Origin of the sequence: Streptomyces daghestanicus, assembly GCF_020521275.1 — a bacterium.
In the GTDB taxonomy this organism is placed as follows: Bacteria; Actinomycetota; Actinomycetes; order Streptomycetales; family Streptomycetaceae; genus Streptomyces; species Streptomyces griseoviridis.
Map to the genome: position 1 here is coordinate 318,180 of NZ_BNDX01000002.1, position 21,479 is coordinate 339,658.

Consider the following 21,479-nt stretch of genomic DNA (forward strand, 5'->3'; position numbering starts at 1 on the left):
ACCACCAGGGACGTTACTGATCAGTAAGGGGATCGGCCATGCAGCTCGGGATCAACCTCGGCTACTGGGGCGGTGGGATGGACGCGGACAATCTGGCCGTCGCCCAGGAGGCCGACCGCCTCGGCTACGCCGTCTGCTGGGCCGCGGAGGCGTACGGCTCCGACGCCGCCACCGTGCTCACCTGGGTCGCCGCCCAGACCGAGCGCATCGACGTCGGCTCGGCCATCTTCCAGATCCCGGCCCGCCAGCCGGCCATGACCGCGATGACCGCCGCCACCCTCGACTCCCTCTCCGGCGGCCGGTTCCGCCTGGGCCTCGGCGTCTCCGGCCCCCAGGTCTCCGAGGGCTGGTACGGGGTGAAGTTCGACAAGCCGCTCTCCCGGACCCGCGAGTACGTGGAGATCGTCCGCAAGGCCATGTCCCGCGAACGCCTCGCCCACGAAGGCGAGCACTGGACGCTGCCGCTGCCCGGCGGCCCCGGCAAGCCGATCAAGCTCACGGTCCACCCCCAGCGTGAGCACATCCCGCTGTACATCGCCGCGATCGGCCCGAAGAACCTGGAGCAGACCGGCGAGATCGCCGACGGCGCGCTGCTCATCTTCCCGTCCGCCGAGCACCTGGAGGAGACCGCGATCCGCCCCCTGCGCGCCGGACGCGAGAAGGCGGGCAAGTCCCTCGACGGCTTCGACGTCTGCCCGACCGTCCCGCTCGCCCTCGGCGACGACGGCGACCTCGCCGCGCTCGCCGACACCTTCCGCCCGTACACCGCGCTGTACGTCGGCGGCATGGGCAGCCGGAAGCAGAACTTCTACAACCGGCTCGCCCAGCGCATGGGGTACGAGAAGGAGGCCGCCGAGATCCAGGACAAGTACCTGGCCGGCGACAAGGAGGGTGCCGCCGCGGCGGTACCGCACGAGCTGATCGACAAGACGACCCTGCTCGGCTCGGTGGACCGCATCGCCGACCGGATGCGGGCCTACGCGGCGGCCGGCGTCACCACCCTGACCCTGGCCCCCGCCGGCTTCACGCTGGACGAGCGGATCGCCGCCCTGCGGGCCGGCACCGAGGCCCTGGAGCGGGCCGGGCTGGCGTAGGGCCGGGAAGAGGTTCCACGGCCGTGGTGGGGGCTCGGGGGTCTTCCCCGCCACGGCCGTCACGGGGAACAACGCGCCCGCGCGCACGGGGTTACGCCCGCTTCCGGGCCCTCCCCGTCCGTCGTTCGGCGCAGTCGCCCGGCACACCTGTTGCCGTCCCCCGGGGTCCGCACTTGACTCGTTCTCCGCAGCACCTTGCTGAGGCGGAGAGGTGACCGGTCATGCTGTCGGCCAAGAGTCTGTTCCAGGAGATCCTCGACCACGACGAGTCGTTCCGGCTGTTCTGCTCCATCGCGGCCGGCGGGGAGTCGCAGGGCGGCTGGGAGAACGGACGGATCGCCGCCCTCGTACCGGAGAGCGAGCGCGCCCTGGCCCCCAGGATCGCCCGGCACGGCGCGGACGAGGACAAGCACGGCCGCATCTTCCAGGCGCTGCTGAGGAAGCGCGGCCTAGAACCCGTCGCCGTACCCCCCGAGACGGACTACACCGCGCTCCTGGAGCGGCGCGGCATCGGCCTCGCCCACGACAGGCTCAGGGCCGACCGGCCGCTGACCGTGCCGGACCTCGTCACCTACCTCGCGCACAGCAGGGTCACCGAGCAGCGGGCGGCCGAGCAGATGGCCCTGCTCCGCCGGTACTTCGCCGACCACCCGGACATCGGCCGGGCGGTGCGGATGATCTCCGCCGACGAGGACAACCACCTCGCCTACTCCCACGAGGAACTGCTCCGCCTCGCCGCCGCCGGACACGGCCGGCTCATCCAGCGCACCCTGCGGGCGTGCGCGCTCGCCGAGATCGCCGTCCACCGGGACGTCAGCCTCGCCGTGATGGCGCGCATGGGCCGCCTCCTCGGCTGGCCGCGGGCCCGGTCCGCCGCGCTCGCCGCGGGCATCCGCGCGGTGTACGCCTACGAGCGGCTCGGCGGCTGGCGCCGGATGGTGACCCTGCGGATGCCCGAACGCCGCGACGCCCTCGGCGGCCCGGCCGCCCCGGCCCCCGAACCCGCCTGACGGGGCGGCCGGCCCCCCAGGGCCTGTCGTTCGGGCCACGCCGCGGACACGGGGCCTGGTGCGCGCACCTGCCGCGTTGTCGTCACTCGCCGACGCTCCGCGTCGACTCCCTCCTCCGCCTCGCATCCGCACGCACCAGGCCCCGCTCACCGGCGCGAGGAAGACGCAGCCCATTCCCCGCGACCTGATCCGGACGACAGCACACCTAGAGCCATCCCCGGTGCTTGAACATCCGGTACAGCAGCACCTCCAGGACGGCCATCAGCGCGATCACCGCCGGGTACGCCCACACCCAGCGCAGTTCCGGCATGTGCTCGAAGTTCATGCCGTAGATCCCCGCGATCATCGTGGGGACCGCGGCCATGGCCGCCCACGCGGAGATCTTCCGCATGTCGTCGTTCTGCCGGACGCTCATCTGCGCGAGGTGCGCGGAGAGGATGTCCGAGACGAGACGGTCCAGGCCCTCGACCGACTCGTTCACGCGCGTGACGTGGTCCTGCACGTCCCGGAAGAACGGGCGCGCGCGGTCGTTCACGAACGGCACGGGCGCGCCGAACGAGCCGGTGCCCGCCAGCCGGGCCAGCGGCACCGCCAGTGGCCCGGTGGCCCGGCGGAACTCCAGGACCTGCCGCTTGAAGGTGTAGATCCGCGACGCCGTGTTCCGCGAACCGCCGCTGTCGGGGGAGAACACCTCCGCCTCCAGCTCCTCCAGGTCGGTCTGGAGTTCGGTGGCCACCTCCAGGTAGTGGTCCACGGCGGCGTCGGTGATGGCGTACAGCACCGAGGTCGGGCCCTTGCCGAGCAGCTCGGGTTCGTGCTCCAGGCGCTGCCGCACCGCCTTGAGCGCGGCCCCCTCACCGTGCCGGACGACCACCACGAAGGCGTCCCCGAGGAAGATCATGACCTCGCCGGAGGAGACGGTGTCGCTCTCCGGCTCGTAGACCACCGGCTTGACGACGACGAAGAGCGAGTCGTCGTACACCTCCAGCTTGGGCCGCTGGTGCGCCTTCAGGGCGTCCTCCACGGCCAGCGGATGCAGCCCGAACTCCTGGGTGACGTGCTCGAACTCCTCCTCGGTGGGCTCGTGCAGCCCGATCCACACGAAGCCGCCCGCGGACCGCGCCTGATCCAGCGCGTCGGAGAAGTCCTCCGGGCCCTCGGTGCGGTGTCCGTCCCGGTAGATGGCACAGTCGACGATCACCGAACCCATTCTCCCCTCGCCCGGACGCCGGTGCCCGGTGCTGTACGCCTACCCTGGGCGCATGCCCACGCTGATCCTGGTCAGGCACGGACGTTCCACCGCCAACACCGAGGGGCTGCTCGCCGGCTGGACGCCCGGCGTCGCCCTCGACGAACGCGGTGCCGCCCAGGCCGCCGCCCTGCCCGCCCGGCTCGCCGCGCTGCCGATCGCCGAGGTCGTCGCCAGCCCCCTGCAACGCTGCCAGGAGACGATCCGGCCGCTCCTCGACGCCCGGCCCGAGCTGCGCGTCCACACCGACGAGCGGATCGGCGAGTGCCACTACGGCGACTGGTCCGGCCGCAAGCTCGCCGAGCTGAAGGACGAGCCGCTGATGGAGGTCGTCCAGGCGCACCCGTCCGCCGCGGCCTTCCCCGGCGGCGAGTCGATGCGCGCCATGCAGACCCGCGCGGCGGAGGCGGTACGCGAGTGGAACGCGCGCGTGGAGCGCGACCACGGCCCGGACGCCGTGTACCTGATGTGCTCCCACGGCGACATCATCAAGTCCCTCGTCGCGGACGCGCTCGGCCTCCACCTGGACCTCTTCCAGCGCATCCACGTCGACCCCTGCTCCGTCACCGCGATCCGCTACACCCGGCTGCGGCCCTTCCTGGTCCGCCTCGGCGACACCGGCGACCTCTCCTCGCTGGCGCCCCCGAAGGAGCCGCGCGGCGACGACGCGACCGTCGGGGGCGGCGCGGGCGCACCGTGATCGTCGGCCCAGTAGGGTGAAGCCGTCCCAGCAGTAGCCACCCCCGACTCTCAATGGAGACAGGACGTGTCCCGTCAGGTGTTCCTCTACGACCAGCCGGACCGCTTCGTGGCCGGCACGGTCGGACTGCCCGGACGCCGTACGTTCTTCCTCCAGGCCACCGCCGGCCCCCGGGTGACCAGCGTGGCCCTGGAGAAGACGCAGGTCGCCGCGCTCGCCGAACGGATGGACGAGCTGCTCGACGAGGTCGTGCGCCGCAGCGGCGGCAGCGCCGCCGTCCCCGCCGTGGCGCCCGCCGAGCCCGCCGACACCGCCCCGCTGGACGCCCCCGTGGAGGAGGAGTTCCGGGTCGGCACCATGGCCCTGGCCTGGGACGGCGACGAACAGCGCATGATCGTCGAGGCACAGGCCCTGGTGGAGCTGGACGCCGAGTCCGAGGAGGACCTGGCCGAAGCGGAGGAGAAGCTTCTCCAGGACGAGGAGAACGGCCCCCCGATGCTGCGGGTCCGGCTCACCGGCGCGCAGGCCCGGGCCTTCGCCAAGCGCGCCCTCGACGTCGTCAACGCCGGGCGGCCGCCGTGCCCGCTGTGCAGCCTCCCCCTCGACCCGGAAGGACACGTATGTCCGCGCCAGAACGGATACCGCCGCGGAGCGTGACGCCTCCCGAGCCGCCCGCCGGGTCCCTCGCGGAGCTGCTGACCGAGGGTGAGCTGACCGTCCGGGGCCGCATCCGCGACGCCTCCAACGCGGCGCTGTACTGCACGGTCGCCCGCGACGGCCGCGAGGCCGCCTGCGTCTACAAGCCGGTGGCCGGCGAGCGGCCCCTGTGGGACTTCCCGGACGGCACCCTCGCCCAGCGCGAGGTCGCCGCGTACAAGGTCTCCGAGGCGACCGGCTGGGGCCTGGTGCCCGTGACCGTGCTGCGCGACGGGCCGTACGGCGAGGGCATGGTCCAGCAGTGGATCGAGGCGGCCCCGGACGCGGAACTGCTCGCCCTGGTCGACGCGGAGGAGCCCGAGCCAGGCTGGAAGGCGATCGGCCTCGCCGAGGTCGGCGACGGCCGGACCGCGCTGCTGGTGCACGCCGACGACCCGCGGCTGCGCCGCCTCGCCGTGCTGGACGCGGTGATCAACAACGCCGACCGCAAGGGCGGCCACCTGCTGCCGGCCGGCGACCGGCTGTACGGCATCGACCACGGCGTGACCTTCCACGCCGAGGACAAGCTGCGCACCCTGCTGTGGGGCTGGGCGGGGGAGCCGCTCACCGAGGAGGCGCTGGCCGTCCTCGGCGGGCTGCGGGAGGCGCTGGCGGACGGCGGGAGCCTGGCCACCCGGCTGGGCGAACTGATCACGCCCGCCGAGACGGCGGCCACCCGCGCCCGCGTCGAGGCGCTGCTCGCCACCGGCACCCATCCGGAACCGGGCGGCGAGTGGCCCGCGATCCCCTGGCCCCCGGTGTGACAGCACACCCTGCGGGAATCGGCAAGAACGCCTTCCCGGTCATCCTGCCGCCGTCCGGTTCGTGTACGGAACATCCGTCCGGTTAGGCTCGTGTCATGCATGCCTGGCCCGCTTCCGAGGTCCCCGCCCTGCCTGGTCAGGGCCGCGACCTGAGGATCCACGACACCGCGACCGGCGGCCTGGTCACCCTCGACCCCGGTCCCGTCGCCCGTATCTACGTCTGCGGCATCACGCCGTACGACGCGACCCACATGGGGCACGCGGCCACCTACAACGCGTTCGACCTCGTGCAGCGCGTGTGGCTCGACACCAAGCGGCAGGTTCACTACGTCCAGAACGTCACGGACGTCGACGACCCCCTCCTGGAGCGGGCCGTGCGCGACGGCGTCGACTGGAGCGCCCTCGCCGAGCAGGAGACCGCCCTGTTCCGCGAGGACATGACCGCCCTGCGGATGCTCCCGCCGAAGCACTACATAGGCGCCGTCGAGGCCATACCGGGCATCGTCCCGCTCGTCGAGCGGCTCCGTGACGCAGGCGCCGCCTACGAGCTGGACGGTGACGTCTACTTCTCCGTCGAGTCCGACCCGCACTTCGGCCAGGTCTCGAACCTGGACGCGGAGGCGATGCGGCTGCTCTCCGCCGAGCGCGGCGGCGACCCGGACCGGCCGGGCAAGAAGAACCCCCTCGACCCGATGCTGTGGATGGCCGCCCGCGAGGGCGAGCCGAGCTGGGACGGCGGCTCGCTGGGCCGCGGCCGGCCCGGCTGGCACATCGAGTGCGTCGCCATCGCCCTGGACCACCTCGGCATGGGCTTCGACGTCCAGGGCGGCGGCTCCGACCTGGCCTTCCCGCACCACGAGATGGGCGCCTCGCACGCCCAGGTGCTCACCGGCGCCTTCCCGATGGCCAAGGCGTACGTGCACGCCGGCATGGTCGGCCTGGACGGCGAGAAGATGTCCAAGTCCCGGGGCAACCTGGTCTTCGTCTCCCGGCTGCGCCGCGACGGCGTCGACCCGGCCGCGATCCGCCTCGCGCTCCTCGCCCACCACTACCGCTCCGACTGGGAGTGGACCGACCAGGTGCTGCGGGACGCCGTCGCCCGCCTGGAGCGCTGGCGCGCGGCCGTCTCCCGGCCCGACGGCCCGCCCGCCGAGGCGCTGGTCGAGGAGATCCGCGAGGCCCTCGCGCACGACCTGGACGCCCCGTCCGCGCTCGCCGCGGTCGACCGCTGGGCCGCGCTCCAGCAGGAGTCGGGCGGCACGGACGCCGGTGCCCCCGGCGTCGTCTCCCGCGCGGTGGACGCGCTGCTGGGCGTCGCCCTGTAACCCGGGGACGACGACGTGGAGGGGGGCCTGCCGCGGCAGGCCCCCCTCCACGTCGTCACGTCACTCCTCCGAGGAATCCTCGTCGTCCCCGCCGGCCCGCGGCGGCTTCGGAGGCCGCGGCCGGCCTCCCGGGGCGTCCCGCCGGAACGGCGGTCCCGGCGGGGCCTCGCCGCCGTCCGCCGTGGCGTGGCCGCCCGGTCCGCCGCCGTCCCGGCGCCGCAGGTACCGCTCGAACTCGCGGGCGATCGCCTCGCCCGAGGCCTCCGGCAGCTCCGCGGTGTCCCGGGCCTCCTCCAGCGTCTGCACGTACTCGGCGACCTCGCTGTCCTCGGCGGCCAGCTGGTCCACGCCGACCTGCCAGGCACGCGCGTCCTCGGGCAGCTCGCCCAGCGGGATGCGGACGTCGATCAGGTCCTCCAGGCGGTTCAGGAGGGCCAGCGTGGCCTTGGGGTTGGGCGGCTGCGACACGTAGTGCGGGACCGCCGCCCACAGCGACACGGCCGGCACGCCCGCGTGCGCGCACGCCTCCTGGAGGATGCCGACGATGCCCGTGGGCCCCTCGTACTTGGTCTCCTCCAGGTCCATCCGGCGGGCCAGGTCGCCGTCCGAGGTGGTGCCGCTGATCGGCACCGGACGGGTGTGCGGGGTGTCCCCGAGCAGGGCGCCCAGGATGACCACCAGCTCCACGCCCAGCTCATGGGCGAAGCCCAGCAGCTCGTTGCAGAACGAGCGCCAGCGCATGGACGGCTCGATGCCGCGGACCAGCACCAGGTCGCGCGGCTTGTCGCCGCCCACCCGGACCACGGACAGCCGCGTCGTCGGCCAGGTGATCTTGCGCACCCCGGCCTCCATGAACACCGTCGGCCGGTTCACCTGGAAGTCGTAGTAGTCCTCGGCGTCCAGCGCCGCGAAGACCTCGCCCTTCCACTCCCTGTCCAGATGCGCGACCGCGGTGGAGGCGGCGTCGCCGGCATCGTTCCAGCCTTCGAACGCGGCCACCATCACTGGGTCGATCAGCTCGGGAACCCCCTCCAGCTCGATCACCCAGCGCCTCCTTCCGACGTGCCCTCGCTTAACGACCCAACCTTACGGCGTGCGGCGGGAGCGCCCGCAGCCCCCTTGTACGGGGCAGTGAACGGATCACTGCCCCGATCTTCCGGGCCGGACACCCCGCGCGGTTCACAGGCTGGAGCGCAGCCACTGCTCCACCGACGCGATGTGCACCGTCGCCCAGGAGCGGGCGGCCTCCGCGTCCCGGTCGCGCAGCGCGGCGAGGATCGCCCGGTGCTCGCGCAGGGTGCGGCCGACCGCGTCCTCCTGGGTCAGGCCGCGCCACACCCGGGCCCGGGTGGTCGGCCCGGACAGACCGTCGAGCAGCGAGCAGAGCACCGTGTTGCGCGAGCCGCGCACGATGCCCCGGTGGAACTCCAGATCGGCGGCGACCAGCCGTTCCACCGAGGGTTCGTCGCCGAGCGCGTCCAACTGGGCGCCGAGCGCGTCGAGTTCCTCCTCCGTGATGGACGCCGCCGCCATCGCGGTCGCGGCCGGCTCCAGGATGCGCCGAACGGCGAGGAACTCCAGCACCGTGTCGTCGCGGTGGAAGTCGACGACGAAGCTCAGCGCCTCCAGCAGGAGCTGCGGGTCCAGGCTGGTGACGTAGGTGCCGTCGCCCTGCCGCACGTCCAGGATGCGGATCAGGGACAGGGCGCGGACGGCCTCGCGCAGGGAGTTGCGGGACAGGCCGAGGTCGTCGGCGAGCCGGCTCTCCTTGGGCAGCCGGTCGCCGGGGCGCAGCGCGCCGGAGACGATCATGTCCTTGATCTTCTCGATCGCCTCGTCGGTGACTGCCACGCTCGGCCTCCTGCCTCTGCCGGATGCCGCCCAGACATCCGATGTATGAGCCATTATGGGCCCGGCGGCGGCCGTGCCGCGCACCCGGGAGGCGGCGGCCCCGCGGCACGGGGTCACCGCCTCCCGGGCGCGGGGTCTACTTCTTGTCGAGCAGGTCCTGCACCTTGCCGCGGATCTCGTCGGTGGCGAGGCCGCGGATGGTCAGGGTGGTCCGGCGGCGCAGCACGTCGTCCGGGGTCTCGGCCCACTCGTGGTCGCGGGCCCAGACGACCTGCGCCCAGATCTCGGGCGCGTCCGGGTGGACCCGCTCGGCCAGCTCCGGGTTCTCGTTGGCGAGCCGGGCGATGTCGAAGGCGAGCGAGCCGTAGTGGGTGGCCAGGTGCCGGGCGGTGTCGGCGGCCATCCGCGGGCCGGGCGCGGGGCCGTCCACCAGCAGGCGGTGGGCGACCGCCCGGGGGTTGGCGACGCCGGGCAGCGGCAGCTTCTTGGGCAGCGAGGAGATCGGCTCGAAGTCGTCGCCGAGGGGGTGGCCCGGCAGCGCCTCCAGCTTCTGCATGACCGTACGGCCGATGTGGCGGAAGGTGGTCCACTTGCCGCCCGCGACCGACAGCATGCCGCCCCGGCCCTCGGTGACGACCGTCTCGCGCTTGGCCTTGGCCGTGTCCCCGGGGCCGCCGGGCAGCACCCGCAGGCCCGCGAAGGCGTAGGTGATGAGGTCGCGGTCGAGCTGCTGGTCCCGGACGGAGAACGCGGCCTCGTCCAGGATCTGGGCTATGTCCTTGTCGTTGACCGCGACGTCCGCCGGGTCGCCCTCGTACTCCTCGTCGGTGGTGCCGAGCAGCAGCATGTCCTCCCAGGGGAGGGCGAAGGTGATGCGGTACTTGTCGATGGGGGTGGCCAGCGCGGCCTTCCACGGGGAGGTGCGCTTCAGGACCAGGTGGGCGCCCTTGGAGAGCCGGATGGAGGGGGCCGCGTCCGGGTCCTCCAGCTTGCGCAGGTGGTCGACCCAGGGGCCGGTCGCGTTGAGCACCAGCCGGGCGTTGACACCGAACTCCTCGCCGGTCAGCCGGTCCTTCAGCTCGGCGCCGGTCACCCGGCCCTTGGTGAAGCGGAGCCCGGAGACCTCGGCGTGGTTGAGGACGACGGCGCCGGCGTCGACGGCCGCGCGGACCGTCATCAGCGCCATCCGGGCGTCGTTCATCTGGTCGTCGCCGTAGACGGCCACGGCCTTGAGGTTCTCGGTGCGCAGCTCGGGCACGTCCTGCCGGGCGCGGGCCGGGGAGAGCAGGTGGCCGACACCGTCGCCGAACGCGGAGAGCGCCGAGTACGCGAAGACGCCGGCCCCGAGCTTCGCGGCGCCGTGCGGCCCGCCCTTGTACACGGGGAGGTAGAAGGTGAGCGGGTTCGCCAGGTGCGGGGCGACCTGGCGGGAGACCGCGCGGCGCTCGAAGTGGTTCTCCGCCACCAGCTTCACCGCGCCGGTCTGAAGGTAGCGCAGACCGCCGTGGAGCAGCTTGGAGGAGGCGGAGGAGGTGGCGCCGGCGAAGTCGCCGGCGTCGACCAGAGCCACCCGGAGACCGGACTGCGCGGCGTGCCAGGCGGTGGAGATGCCCAGGATGCCGCCGCCGATGACGAGGAGGTCGTACGACGCCCGGGAGAGCTGCTCCCGGGTCTCGGCCCGGCCCGGGAGGGAACCGGAGGCGGGGTGCGTGCCCAGAGCAGGCGCGGTCTGGAGGGTGGACTCAGTGGTCATTGCGGTTCATAACTCCTGTATCAGAGCCGGTGAGGGTGCTCGTCAGCTCTCGTCGTCGATCCAGCCCATGGTCCGCTCGACGGCCTTGAGCCAGCTCTTGTACTCGCGGTCACGGGTGTCCGCGTCCATGCGGGGGGTCCACTCGGCGGCCCGCCGCCAGTTGGCGCGCAGGTCGTCGGTGCTGTTCCAGAAGCCGACGGCCAGGCCGGCGGCGTAGGCGGCGCCGAGGCAGGTGGTCTCGGCGACCATCGGGCGCACCACGGGGGCGTCCAGGAAGTCGGCGAGGGTCTGCATCAGCAGGTTGTTGGAGGTCATGCCACCGTCGACCTTGAGGGTGGTCAGCTCCACCCCGGAGTCCTTCGTCATGGCGTCCGCGATCTCCCGCGTCTGCCAGGCGGTGGCCTCCAGGACGGCGCGCGCGAGGTGCGCCTTGGTGACGTACCGGGTCAGCCCGGCGATCACGCCGCGGGCGTCGGAGCGCCAGTACGGGGCGAACAGGCCGGAGAAGGCCGGGACGAAGTAGGCGCCGCCGTTGTCCTCGACCTGCATCGCCAGGGTCTCGATCTCGGCGGCGGTGGAGATCAGCCCCATCTGGTCGCGCATCCACTGCACCAGCGAACCGGTGACGGCGATGGAGCCCTCCAGGGCGTAGACCGGCTTCTGGTCGCCGATCTGGTAGCCGACGGTCGTCACCAGGCCGCTGTAGGAGTTGATGACCTTGTCACCGGTGTTCATCAGCATGAAGGTGCCGGTGCCGTACGTCGACTTGGTCTCGCCCTCGTCGAAGCAGGTCTGGCCGAACAGGGCGGCCTGCTGGTCACCGAGCGCGGAGGCGACCGGGATGCCGCCGAGCAGCTCGCCCAGCGGGCCGCCGGTGATCTCGCCGTAGACCTCGGCGGAGGAGCGGATCTCGGGGAGCATCTGCGGCGGCACGCCGATGGACTCGCAGATCTTCTCGTCCCACTGGAGGGTGCGCAGGCTCATCAGCAGGGTGCGGGAGGCGTTGGTGACGTCGGTGACGTGCTTGCCGCCGTTCACCCCGCCGGTCAGGTTCCAGATGACCCAGGTGTCCATGGTGCCGAAGAGCAGGTCGCCGGCCTCGGCGCGCTCGCGCAGGCCGTCGACGTTGTCCAGCAGCCAGCGGGCCTTGGGGCCGGCGAAGTAGGAGGCCAGGGGGAGGCCGGTCTCGCGGCGGAAGCGGTCCTGGCCGACGTTACGGCCCAGCTCGCGGCAGAGGGCGTCGGTGCGGGTGTCCTGCCAGACGATGGCGTTGTGGACGGGCTCGCCGGTGTTCTTGTCCCAGACGAGGGTGGTCTCACGCTGGTTGGTGATGCCGATGGCCTTGATGTCGTCGCGGGTGACGCCGGCCTTGCGGACGGCGCCGGCGACGACCTCCTGGACATTGGCCCAGATCTCGTTGGCGTCGTGCTCGACCCACCCCGGCTTGGGGAAGATCTGCTCGTGTTCCTTCTGGTCGACGGCGACGATGCGGCCGTCGCGGTCGAAGACGATGCAGCGCGAGGACGTGGTGCCCTGGTCGATCGCCGCGATGAAGGGGCCGGCGGTGTGGGTGTCGGTCATGGGGTGCTCCTGGGGTCCGTGGTGGTGGCGGTCGGGTGCGGCGCGGTTCACGCGAAGGCGACGTTGTAGACGCCCGCGGCGATGGCGGCGCCGATCAGCGGGCCGGCCACCGGGATCCAGGCGTAGCTCCAGTCGGAACCGCCCTTGTTGGGCAGCGGCAGCAGGGCGTGCACGATGCGCGGGCCGAGGTCGCGGGCCGGGTTGATCGCGTAACCGGTCGGGCCGCCGAGCGACAGACCGATGCCGACCACCACGAACGAGGTGATCAGGACGCCGAGGGCGCCGAGGCCGTCACCGTCCTGGTTCAGCCCCTGGGTGAGGATGGCGAGGATCAGCACGAAGGTGCCGATGATCTCGGTGACCAGGTTCTGCCAGGTGTTCCGGATCTCCGGGCCGGTGGAGAAGATGCCGAGCACCGGGCCGGCGCCCTTCTCCTGGGCCTCGACCGACTTGGCCGCGGTGTCCCGGACGCCCGGATCGCCGACGATCTCCCGGTCGGTGAGGTGGGCGTGGAACTGGCCGTAGTAGGCGAGCCAGACCAGGGTCGCGCCGATCAGGGCGCCGAGGATCTGGCCGGCGAAGTAGACCGGTACGTCCCCCCAGTTCCCGTCCTTGATCGCGAGGGCCAGCGTGACCGCCGGGTTCAGGTGCGCGCCGGAGAGCGGCGCGGAGATGTAGGCGCCGACCATGACGGCGAAGCCCCATCCGAGGGCGATGGCCACCCAGCCGGCGTTGCGCGCCTTGGAGGCCTTGAGCGTGACGGCAGCGCAGACGCCGCCGCCGAGCAGGATGAGTATGGCGGTACCGATGGTCTCGCCGATGAAGATGTCGGAGCTGGACACCCGCGACTCCTTTGTCCTTCGTCCAGGGAAGCCGGCCCTTGAGGTCGTCCACTCTATCGCGTGATGCCGTTAGGTGTTCGACAATGCCGACCGATGGACGGAGTCTCATCCCGACATCACACGCACGTCAAGGGTTCTGTTGTCTGAAACACGATTGATACCGATGATGCCGATCGGCACTCGTGATCGACTTTCGACCGGATCTGTCACTTTACGGTGATGTATTGCCGGTTTCGGCGGGAATCACGTTCCGGGAACAGGACGGGGGAGCGGGCGGGGGCAGGGCGGAGGCGGGGGAGGAGGGCGGGCCGGGGCCGGGGCCGCCGTCCACGGCGTTCCGGCGCCACCCGCTCCGGCGGGCTTCAGAAGCGCCCGGCGCCCAGGTCCCGGGAGACCGCGCGGGCGCAGTCGCGCACCGCCGCGATCAGTTCGGGGCGCAGCTCGCCCTCCTGGCAGAGCCGCTCCACGGCACCGGTGATGCCGACCGAGCCGACCGGCATGCGCCGCCGGTCGTGGATGGGGGCGGCGACGGACGCGACGCCCTCCCAGGTCTCCTCGATGTCGGCCGCGTAGCCCCGCGCGCGCGTGAGGTCCAGGACGTTCTCGAAGGCGTCCGGCTCGCAGACGGTGCGGTCGGTGAACGCCCGCCGCTCGCTCTCCAGGGCCTCGCTGTGCGCGACCGGGTCGTAGGCGGAGAGCACCTTGCCCAGGGCGGTGGAGTGCAGCGGCTGCATCGCGCCGATCTCCAGCACCTGCCGGCTGTCGTCGGGCCGGAAGACGTGGTGCACGATCAGCACGCCCCGCTGGTGCAGCACGCCCAGGTGGACGCTCTCGCCGCTGGAGCGGGCCAGGTCGTCCGTCCAGACCAGGGCGCGGGCCCGCAGCTCGTGCACGTCCAGGTAGGTCGTGCCCAGGCGCAGCAGCTCCGCCCCGAGCTGGTAGCGCCCGGAGGCGGGCTCCTGCTCGACGAAACCCTCCTGCTGGAGGGTGCGCAGGATGCCGTGGGCGGTGCCCTTGGCCAGCCCGAGCGACGAGGCGATGTCCGACAGGCCGAGCCGCCGCTCGCCGCCCGCGAGCAGCCGCAGCATCGCGGCCGCCCGTTCGAGCGACTGGATGTTCCGTGCCATCGCCGTCCCGCCTCCGTCCCGTCCCACCGTCGACGCGCGACGTCACTTCCGTTGTTCGGCAATGCCGAACACTACCGGTCCATGCCGACCTGCCGCCAATGGCCGGTCCGTCACTGTGGCACCCTTCGGCCACTCCGGACCGCCCACCGGGGGGCCGCCGGCACCGCGTCTCATCCTCGTCCGTCCCGTGGACGCCCCGACCACGGGCCCCGCGTCCCGGATACCCTGACGGCGTGCGCCCTCCCGGCGCGTTGTGTGCCGATGACACCGGGAAGCCGCAAAGCCGACAGCCGTCGCATCCTAGGGAGCCCGTACATGGCCTCGTCGCCGTCCACCCCGTCCGCCGACACCCGGACCCGTGTCACCGCCCTGCGCGAGGCGCTCGCCACCCGCGTGGTGGTCGCCGACGGCGCGATGGGCACCATGCTCCAGGCGCAGAACCCCACCCTGGACGACTTCCAGCAGCTGGAGGGCTGCAACGAGGTACTGAACCTGACCCGGCCGGACATCGTCCGCTCGGTCCACGCGGAGTACTTCGCGGTCGGTGTGGACTGCGTGGAGACCAACACCTTCGGCGCCAACCACTCCGCCCTCGGCGAGTACGACATCGCCCACCGGGTGCACGAGCTGTCCGAGGCGGGCGCCCGGGTGGCCCGCGAGACCGCCGACGAGTTCACCGCGAAGGACGGCCGCCCGCGCTGGGTCCTCGGCTCGATGGGCCCCGGCACCAAGCTGCCGACGCTCGGCCACGCCCCGTACGGCGTACTGCGCGACGCCTATCAGCGCAACGCCGAGGGCCTGGTCGCGGGCGGCGCCGACGCGCTGCTGGTGGAGACCACGCAGGACCTGCTCCAGACCAAGGCCGCCGTACTGGGTGCCCGCCGGGGCCTGGACGCACTCGGCCTCGACCTCCCGGTGATCGTCTCGGTGACCGTCGAGACCACCGGCACGATGCTGCTGGGCTCGGAGATCGGCGCGGCGCTGACCGCGCTGGAGCCGCTCGGCATCGACATGATCGGCCTGAACTGCGCGACCGGCCCGGCCGAGATGAGCGAGCACCTGCGCTTCCTCGCCCGGCACTCCCGCATCCCGCTCTCCTGCATGCCCAACGCCGGTCTGCCGGTGCTCGGCAAGGACGGCGCCCACTACCCGCTGGGCGCCGCCGAGCTGGCCGACGCCCAGGAGACCTTCGTCCGCGAGTACGGCCTCTCGCTGGTCGGCGGCTGCTGCGGTACGACGCCGGAACACCTGCGCCAGGTGGTGGAGCGGGTCCGCGGCGCCGCCCCGACCGAGCGCGACCCGCACCCCGAGCCGGGCGCCGCCTCCCTGTACCAGTCGGTGCCGTTCCGCCAGGACACCGCGTACCTGGCCATCGGCGAGCGGACCAACGCCAACGGGTCGAAGAAGTTCCGCGAGGCCATGCTGGACGGCCGCTGGGACGACTGCGTGGAGATGGCCCGCGACCAGATCCGCGAGGGCGCCCACATGCTGGACCTCTGCGTGGACTACGTCGGCCGCGACGGCGTCGCCGACATGGCGGAGCTGGCCGGCCGCTTCGCCACCGCGTCCACCCTCCCCATCGTGCTGGACTCCACCGAGGTCGACGTCCTCCGCGCCGGCCTGGAGAAGCTCGGCGGACGCGCGGTGATCAACTCGGTGAACTACGAGGACGGCGACGGCCCCGACTCCCGCTTCGCCAAGGTCACCCGGCTCGCCAAGGAGCACGGCGCGGCCCTGATCGCCCTGACCATCGACGAGGAGGGCCAGGCCCGCACCGCCGAGAAGAAGGTCGAGATCGCCGAGCGCCTCATCGGCGACCTCACCGGGAACTGGGGCGTCCGCGAGGAGGACATCCTCGTCGACTGCCTGACCTTCACCATCTGCACCGGCCAGGAGGAGTCCCGCAAGGACGGCATCGCCACCATCGAGGGCATCCGCGAGCTGAAGCGCCGCCACCCGGACGTGCAGACCACCCTCGGCCTGTCGAACATCTCCTTCGGTCTCAACCCGGCCGCCCGCATCCTGCTGAACTCCGTCTTCCTGGACGAGTGCGTCAAGGCCGGCCTGGACTCCGCGATCGTCCACGCCAGCAAGATCCTCCCCATCGCCCGCTTCGACGAGGAACAGGTCACCACCGCCCTCGACCTCATCTACGACCGCCGCGCCGAGGGCTACGACCCGCTCCAGAAGCTCATGGCCCTCTTCGAGGGCGCCACCGCCAAGTCACTGCGCGCCTCCAAGGCCGAGGAGCTGGCGGCGCTGCCCCTGGACGAGCGCCTCAAGCGCCGCATCATCGACGGCGAGCGCAACGGCCTGGAGGCCGACCTCGAGGAGGCCCTCGGCACCCGCCCCGCCCTGGAGATCGTCAACGAGGTGCTGCTGGACGGCATGAAGGTGGTCGGCGAGCTGTTCGGCTCCGGCCAGATGCAGCTGCCGTTCGTCCTCCAGTCCGCCGAGGTGATGAAGACCGCGGTCGCCCACCTCGAACCGCACATGGAGAAGACGGACGACGAGGGCAAGGGCACGATCGTGCTGGCCACCGTCCGCGGCGACGTGCACGACATCGGCAAGAACCTGGTCGACATCATCCTGTCGAACAACGGCTACACGGTCGTCAACCTCGGCATCAAGCAGCCCGTCTCCGCCATCCTGGAGGCCGCCGAGGAGCACAGGGCCGATGTCATCGGCATGTCCGGCCTGCTGGTCAAGTCCACGGTGATCATGAAGGAGAACCTGGAGGAGCTGAACCAGCGGGGCATGGCCGCCGACTTCCCCGTCATCCTCGGCGGCGCCGCCCTGACCAGGGCCTACGTCGAACAGGACCTCCACGAGATCTACGAGGGCGAGGTCCGCTACGCCCGCGACGCCTTCGAGGGCCTGCGCCTGATGGACGCGCTGATCGGCATCAAGCGCGGCGTGCCCGGCGCCAAGCTCCCCGAACTCCGCCCGCGCCGGGTGCGGGCCGCCACCGTCGAGGTCGAGGAGCGCCCGGAGGCCGGACACGTCCGCTCCGACGTCGCCGTCGACAACCCCGTGCCCGAGCCTCCGTTCTGGGGCACCCGCGTCATCAAGGGCATCCAGCTCAGGGAGTACGCCTCCTGGCTGGACGAGGGCGCCCTGTTCAAGGGGCAGTGGGGCCTGAAGCAGGCCCGCACCGGCGAGGGACCGACGTACGAGGAACTGGTCGAGACCGAGGGCAGGCCCCGGCTGCGCGGCCTGCTGGACCGGCTCCAGACGGAGAACCTGCTGGAGGCGGCCGTCGTCTACGGCTACTTCCCCTGCGTCTCCAAGGACGACGACCTGATCGTCCTCGACGACGACGGCACCGAGCGCACCCGGTTCACCTTCCCCCGGCAGCGCCGCGGCCGGCGTCTGTGCCTGGCGGACTTCTTCCGCCCGGAGGAGTCCGGCGAGACGGACGTCGTCGGCTTCCAGGTCGTCACCGTGGGCTCCCGCATCGGCGAGGAGACCGCCCGGATGTTCGAGGCCAACGCCTACCGGGACTACCTCGAACTGCACGGCCTCTCCGTCCAGCTCGCCGAGGCCCTCGCCGAGTACTGGCACGCCCGGGTCCGCTCCGAACTGGGCTTCGCCGGCGAGGACCCGGACGGGATGCAGGGCATGTTCGAGCTGAAGTACCGGGGCGCCCGCTTCTCCCTGGGCTACGGTGCCTGCCCGGACCTGGAGGACCGGGCGAAGATCGCCGCGCTGCTGGAGCCCGAGCGGATCGGCGTCCACCTGTCGGAGGAGTTCCAGCTCCACCCCGAGCAGTCCACCGACGCCATCGTCCTGCACCACCCCGAGGCGAAGTACTTCAACGCCCGCTGAGGCACGCCGGGCGCTCCGTTCCCGGGCGACGTACACTGGTCGGTCCACCGCAGGCCGGTTCCCGCACACGGGAACCGGCCTGATCGTCCCTCAAGGAGGTAAGTGGATGACCAGTACGGTCCCCGCGCTCGGCACCCGTACGGCGCAAGGCTCCGCACTCCAGGCGGTGCTGCTCGACATGGACGGCACCCTGGTGGACACCGAGGGCTTCTGGTGGGACGTCGAGACGGAGGTCTTCGCCGGTCTCGGCCACACCCTGGACGAATCCTGGCGCCATGTCGTCGTCGGCGGCCCCATGACCCGCAGCGCCGGTTTCCTGATCGAGGCCACCGGTGCCGACATCACCCTCGCCGAACTGACCGTGCTCCTCAACGACGGCTTCGAGAAGCGCATCGGCCAGGAGCTGCCGCTGATGCCGGGAGCCAGGCGGCTGCTGGCCGAACTGCACACCCACGAGATGCCGACGGCCCTGGTCACCGCCTCGCACCGGCGCATCGTCGACCGCGTCCTGGACGTCCTGGGCGCCCATCACTTCGCGCTGACCGTCGGCGGCGACGAGGTCCCGCGCACCAAGCCGTTCCCCGACCCGTACCTGGCCGCCGCGGCCGGACTCGGCGTGGACCCCGCCCGCTGCGCCGTCGTCGAGGACACCGCGACCGGCGTCGCCGCCGCGGAGGCGGCCGGCTGCCAGGTCGTCGCGGTCCCCTCGGTCGCCCCCATCGCACCGGCCCGCCGGCGCGCGGTCGTGACCTCCCTGGAAGAGGTCGACCTGGCCTTCCTGCGGGGCCTGATGACCGGGGCGCGCTAGCCGTTCACCGTGAGTACCGGTAGCGGCTCCTTGGCCATGTGACGTTCCCCACGCCCCGGAGGGTCGACAGCATGCTGTGCTTGTGCTGTCCCGCAGGCGTCCGGGGCGGTCGGCATGCCCATGTGTCCTGATTGGTGGAACCCTGCACGAATCCTTCCGCTGTCGGGTTTTCGGTGCGTCCACGCCCGGTTTCGCTCCGTGATGGGGACTCAACTCCGGCGGCTGCGAACTGTCGTGCGGGCGCGGACTAATCTCGACGCGAGAAGCTCAGCCCCTACCCCCGTGATCGGCCGCGACACCCCTGCACGCCGGATACACGGAATCGACAGCCCTGGAGAAACCCGAGCATGAACCGTAAGACTTTGGTGCTGCCGGCCGTTGTCGGCCTGCTTACGCCGGTGCTTGCCGCGTGTGGTGGCTCCGACGGCGGCAGCGGCGGCGGAGACGCGATCGTCGTCGGCACCACGGACCGGTTCACCGCCTCGAAGGAGGCCCCCGCGCCTCTCGACCCGGCGTGGGCGTACGACGTCGGCCTCTGGAACATCCTGCGCCAGACCCAGCAGACGCTGATGATGCAGCCGCGCGGTGAGGGCGAGCCCGTACCCGAGGCCGCCGAGCAGTGCGGCTTCACCGACACCGGCAACGAGCGGTACTCCTGCACGCTCCGCGACGGCCTGGAGTTCGCCGACGGCGACCCCGTCACCGCGGCCGACGTGAAGTACTCCATCGAGCGGGCCATCGCCATCAAGGGCGACAGCGGTGTCGCCTCCCTGCTGTCCACCGTCGACACCGTCGAGACCAAGGGCGACCGCGAGGTCATCTTCCACCTCAACACGGCCGACGCCACCTTCCCGTACAAGCTGGCGACCCCCGTCGCCGGCATCGTCGACCCCGACGACTACAAGAAGGACAAGCTCCGCGAGGGCTTCGAGATGTCCGGCTCCGGTCCCTACACCTTCAAGGCGGAGACCAAGGGCGACGAGATGACCAAGGCCGTGTTCACCAAGAACCCCCGCTACAAGGGGTCCCTGACGGTGAACAACGACAAGGTCGAGATGGTCTCCTTCGTCGACGCCGAGACCATGGGCACGGCCCTCGACAAGGGAGACATCGACCTGATGACGCGCGCGATGACGCCCGACCAGATCAACAAGCTGTCCAACACCTCCGGCGGCTCCGTCGACCTGGTCGAGGTGTCCGGCCTGGAGATCCGCTACCTCGGCTTCAACACCGAGGCGGCCACGGTGGAGAACAAGGCCGTCCGCAAGGCGTTCGCCCAGCTCATCAACCGCAGCGAACTGGTCACCAGCGTCTACGGCGCCCAGGCGGAGCCCCTGTACTCCATGGTGCCGGCCAGCATCACGGGCCACTCGAACTCGTTCTTCAACCTGTACGGCGACCCGAGCGTCGAGAAGGCCAAGGCCCTGCTGCAGCAGGCCAACATCACCACGCCGGTCAAGCTCACCCTGCACTACACCACCGACCACTACGGTGCGGCCACCAAGCAGGAGTTCGAGCAGCTCCAGAAGCAGCTCAACGACAGCGGCCTGTTCGACGTCGACATCCAGGGCGATATCTGGGACAAGTTCCGTCCGGCCGAGATGAAGGGCGAGTACGACGTCTACGGCATGGGCTGGTTCCCCGACTTCCCGGACGCGGACAGCTTCATCGCGCCCTTCCTCGACAAGGGCAACACGCTCAACTCGCCCTACGCCAACAAGGAGATCATCGACACCCTGATCCCGGAGTCCCGCCGGGAGGCCGACCGGCTGTCCGCCGCCGACAGCCTGACGAAGATCCAGGAGATCATCGCCAGGGACGTGCCGCTGCTGCCGCTGTGGCAGGGCAAGCAGTACGTCGCCACCCGCGACGACATCACCGGAACCGCCTACGTCCTCAACTCCGCCTCCGCCCTCCAGCTCTGGGAACTGGGCCGCGGCGTCAGCGAGTGATCCTCGGGCACCCGGGCACACCGAAGAGGGCGCCCCTCCCGGACTCTTCCGGGAGGGGCGCCCTCTTCGGTGTGCCCGGGTGCCGGGCCGTCCGGCCCGGCCGTCGAGGCCGAGGCCGCTACTGCGCGCCGGGACGCACCAGCCCGCTCTCGTAGGCGTAGACCGCGGCCTGCACCCGGTCGCGCAGCCCCAGCTTGGTCAGGACGTGCCCGACGTGCGTCTTGACGGTCGTCTCGCTGACGAACAGGTCGGCGGCGATCTCCGCGTTGGACAGCCCGCGCGCCACCAGCTTCAGCACCTCCACCTCACGCTCGGTCAGCGTGTGCAGGGTGTCCGGGACCGGTTCCTCGCCCGAGGGCAGATGGGTGGCGTACTTGTCGAGCAGCCGCTTGGTGATGCTCGGCGCGAGCATCGCCTCACCGGCCGCCACCACCCGGATCGCCTGGACCAGCTCATGCGCCGGGGCGTCCTTCAGCAGGAAGCCGCTGGCCCCGGCGCGCAGCGCCTCCACCACGTACTCGTCGAGGTCGAAGGTGGTCAGCACCAGCACCTTCGCCGGTCCGTCCCGGCCGGGGCCGGTGATCTGCCGGGTCGCCTCCACCCCGTCCATCCGGGGCATCCGGATGTCCATCAGGACCACGTCGGGCTGCAACGCCCGCACCTGGTCGAGCGCTTGGAGGCCGTCCCCGGCCTCGCCGACGACCGCGATGTCCTGCTCGGCCTCCAGGATCATCCGGAAGCCCGTACGCAGCAGCGGCTGGTCGTCGACCAGTAGGACACGGATGGCCACGTGACTCTCCTTCGCTAGTCCGGCCCATTCTGCCCTGCCCGGCCGCCGGGCCGTTTCCGGCCTCGGGCCGGTCGTTCGGATCACGCCGCGGACACGGGGCCTGGCACGC

17 protein-coding genes are annotated in these 21,479 nt (G+C 71.7%); 9 read left to right on the forward strand and 8 right to left on the reverse strand.

The genetic code is table 11. The annotated features are described in order from the left end of the window. The first annotated feature begins 38 nt into the window (after positions 1 to 38). Together Sdagh_RS01595 and Sdagh_RS01600 are read left to right on the forward strand one after the other, a co-directional pair. Positions 39 to 1,094, forward strand: a complete 1,056-nt coding sequence (locus Sdagh_RS01595) for an LLM class F420-dependent oxidoreductase (RefSeq protein ID WP_190009720.1) — start codon at positions 39 to 41, stop codon at positions 1,092 to 1,094. Between the two features lie 221 nt (positions 1,095 to 1,315). Continuing rightward, complete coding sequence (locus Sdagh_RS01600; protein ID WP_190009722.1) at positions 1,316 to 2,104, forward strand: ferritin-like domain-containing protein; 789 nt, start codon at positions 1,316 to 1,318, stop codon at positions 2,102 to 2,104. A gap of 205 nt (positions 2,105 to 2,309) precedes the next feature. Here Sdagh_RS01600 and corA read toward each other — a convergent pair whose 3' ends face one another. After that, positions 2,310 to 3,305, reverse strand: coding sequence for a magnesium/cobalt transporter CorA (gene corA, locus Sdagh_RS01605; RefSeq protein WP_189418629.1), 996 nt, complete (start codon positions 3,303 to 3,305; stop codon positions 2,310 to 2,312). Between the two features lie 61 nt (positions 3,306 to 3,366). Here corA and Sdagh_RS01610 point away from each other — a divergent pair, with 61 nt between their 5' ends. The 4 genes from Sdagh_RS01610 (at position 3,367) to mshC (ending at position 6,838) form a co-directional block, all read left to right on the forward strand. Beyond that, positions 3,367 to 4,053 carry a histidine phosphatase family protein gene (locus Sdagh_RS01610; protein ID WP_189418631.1) on the forward strand — a complete coding sequence of 229 codons (687 nt, stop codon included), beginning with the start codon at positions 3,367 to 3,369 and terminating at the stop codon, positions 4,051 to 4,053. 66 nt (positions 4,054 to 4,119) lie between these two features. Further along, entirely contained in the window at positions 4,120 to 4,710 is a 591-nt protein-coding gene (locus Sdagh_RS01615; RefSeq protein WP_189418633.1) for a DUF3090 domain-containing protein, read from the forward strand. After that, positions 4,674 to 5,513, forward strand: coding sequence for an SCO1664 family protein (locus Sdagh_RS01620; RefSeq protein WP_189418635.1), 840 nt, complete (start codon positions 4,674 to 4,676; stop codon positions 5,511 to 5,513). Before Sdagh_RS01615 ends, Sdagh_RS01620 begins: the two co-directional genes overlap by 37 nt. A 95-nt stretch (positions 5,514 to 5,608) precedes the next feature. Further along, positions 5,609 to 6,838, forward strand: a complete 1,230-nt coding sequence (gene mshC, locus Sdagh_RS01625) for a cysteine--1-D-myo-inosityl 2-amino-2-deoxy-alpha-D-glucopyranoside ligase (protein ID WP_189418637.1) — start codon at positions 5,609 to 5,611, stop codon at positions 6,836 to 6,838. Positions 6,839 to 6,898: 60 nt separating this feature from the next. Here mshC and Sdagh_RS01630 read toward each other — a convergent pair whose 3' ends face one another. From Sdagh_RS01630 to Sdagh_RS01655, 6 genes are all read right to left on the reverse strand, one after another. Further along, on the reverse strand, positions 6,899 to 7,882 hold the full coding sequence (locus Sdagh_RS01630; protein ID WP_189418639.1) for a PAC2 family protein: 984 nt from the start codon (positions 7,880 to 7,882) through the stop codon (positions 6,899 to 6,901). A 135-nt stretch (positions 7,883 to 8,017) separates the two neighbouring features. After that, the gene (locus Sdagh_RS01635) at positions 8,018 to 8,689 is read right to left on the reverse strand and encodes a FadR/GntR family transcriptional regulator (RefSeq protein ID WP_189418641.1); all 672 of its coding nucleotides are present in this window, start codon (positions 8,687 to 8,689) and stop codon (positions 8,018 to 8,020) included. Positions 8,690 to 8,825: 136 nt separating this feature from the next. Continuing rightward, positions 8,826 to 10,442 carry a glycerol-3-phosphate dehydrogenase/oxidase gene (locus tag Sdagh_RS01640; protein ID WP_189418643.1) on the reverse strand — a complete coding sequence of 539 codons (1,617 nt, stop codon included), beginning with the start codon at positions 10,440 to 10,442 and terminating at the stop codon, positions 8,826 to 8,828. 42 nt (positions 10,443 to 10,484) lie between these two features. After that, the gene (gene glpK / locus Sdagh_RS01645; protein ID WP_189418645.1) at positions 10,485 to 12,023 is read right to left on the reverse strand and encodes a glycerol kinase GlpK; all 1,539 of its coding nucleotides are present in this window, start codon (positions 12,021 to 12,023) and stop codon (positions 10,485 to 10,487) included. Positions 12,024 to 12,070: 47 nt separating this feature from the next. Then, a complete protein-coding gene (locus Sdagh_RS01650; RefSeq protein WP_190078409.1) occupies positions 12,071 to 12,865 on the reverse strand; it encodes an MIP/aquaporin family protein in 795 nt (264 codons plus the stop codon). Positions 12,866 to 13,227: 362 nt separating this feature from the next. Then, entirely contained in the window at positions 13,228 to 13,992 is a 765-nt protein-coding gene (locus tag Sdagh_RS01655) for an IclR family transcriptional regulator (protein ID WP_189418649.1), read from the reverse strand. Between the two features lie 315 nt (positions 13,993 to 14,307). On the opposite strand from Sdagh_RS01655, the gene metH reads away from it, so the two are divergent. The 3 genes from metH to Sdagh_RS01670 all read left to right on the forward strand — a co-directional run bounded on the left by metH (position 14,308) and on the right by Sdagh_RS01670 (position 20,580). Then, entirely contained in the window at positions 14,308 to 17,820 is a 3,513-nt protein-coding gene (gene metH, locus Sdagh_RS01660) for a methionine synthase (RefSeq protein WP_190009731.1), read from the forward strand. Positions 17,821 to 17,926: 106 nt separating this feature from the next. After that, positions 17,927 to 18,628 carry an HAD family hydrolase gene (locus tag Sdagh_RS01665; RefSeq protein ID WP_189418653.1) on the forward strand — a complete coding sequence of 234 codons (702 nt, stop codon included), beginning with the start codon at positions 17,927 to 17,929 and terminating at the stop codon, positions 18,626 to 18,628. A gap of 347 nt (positions 18,629 to 18,975) precedes the next feature. Then, a complete protein-coding gene (locus tag Sdagh_RS01670; protein WP_189418654.1) occupies positions 18,976 to 20,580 on the forward strand; it encodes an ABC transporter substrate-binding protein in 1,605 nt (534 codons plus the stop codon). Positions 20,581 to 20,698: 118 nt separating this feature from the next. Here the strand turns inward: Sdagh_RS01670 and Sdagh_RS01675 are convergent, their stop codons facing one another. Further along, a complete protein-coding gene (locus Sdagh_RS01675) occupies positions 20,699 to 21,370 on the reverse strand; it encodes a response regulator (RefSeq protein ID WP_189418657.1) in 672 nt (223 codons plus the stop codon). Positions 21,371 to 21,479: the final 109 nt, after the last annotated feature.

Excerpts from the sequence above, each read along its gene's own strand:
- Sdagh_RS01595 (WP_190009720.1), top strand. The coding sequence starts at position 39 with ATGCAGCTCGGGATCAACCTCGGCTACTGGGGCGGTGGGATGGACGCG.
- Sdagh_RS01600 (WP_190009722.1), top strand. The coding sequence starts at position 1,316 with ATGCTGTCGGCCAAGAGTCTGTTCCAGGAGATCCTCGACCACGACGAG.
- Sdagh_RS01610 (WP_189418631.1), top strand. The coding sequence starts at position 3,367 with ATGCCCACGCTGATCCTGGTCAGGCACGGACGTTCCACCGCCAACACC.
- Sdagh_RS01620 (WP_189418635.1), top strand. The coding sequence starts at position 4,674 with ATGTCCGCGCCAGAACGGATACCGCCGCGGAGCGTGACGCCTCCCGAG.
- mshC (WP_189418637.1), top strand. The coding sequence starts at position 5,609 with ATGCATGCCTGGCCCGCTTCCGAGGTCCCCGCCCTGCCTGGTCAGGGC.
- Sdagh_RS01640 (WP_189418643.1), bottom strand. The coding sequence starts at position 10,442 with ATGACCACTGAGTCCACCCTCCAGACCGCGCCTGCTCTGGGCACGCAC.
- glpK (WP_189418645.1), bottom strand. The coding sequence starts at position 12,023 with ATGACCGACACCCACACCGCCGGCCCCTTCATCGCGGCGATCGACCAG.
- Sdagh_RS01655 (WP_189418649.1), bottom strand. The coding sequence starts at position 13,992 with ATGGCACGGAACATCCAGTCGCTCGAACGGGCGGCCGCGATGCTGCGG.
- metH (WP_190009731.1), top strand. The coding sequence starts at position 14,308 with ATGGCCTCGTCGCCGTCCACCCCGTCCGCCGACACCCGGACCCGTGTC.
- Sdagh_RS01665 (WP_189418653.1), top strand. The coding sequence starts at position 17,927 with ATGACCAGTACGGTCCCCGCGCTCGGCACCCGTACGGCGCAAGGCTCC.
- Sdagh_RS01670 (WP_189418654.1), top strand. The coding sequence starts at position 18,976 with ATGAACCGTAAGACTTTGGTGCTGCCGGCCGTTGTCGGCCTGCTTACG.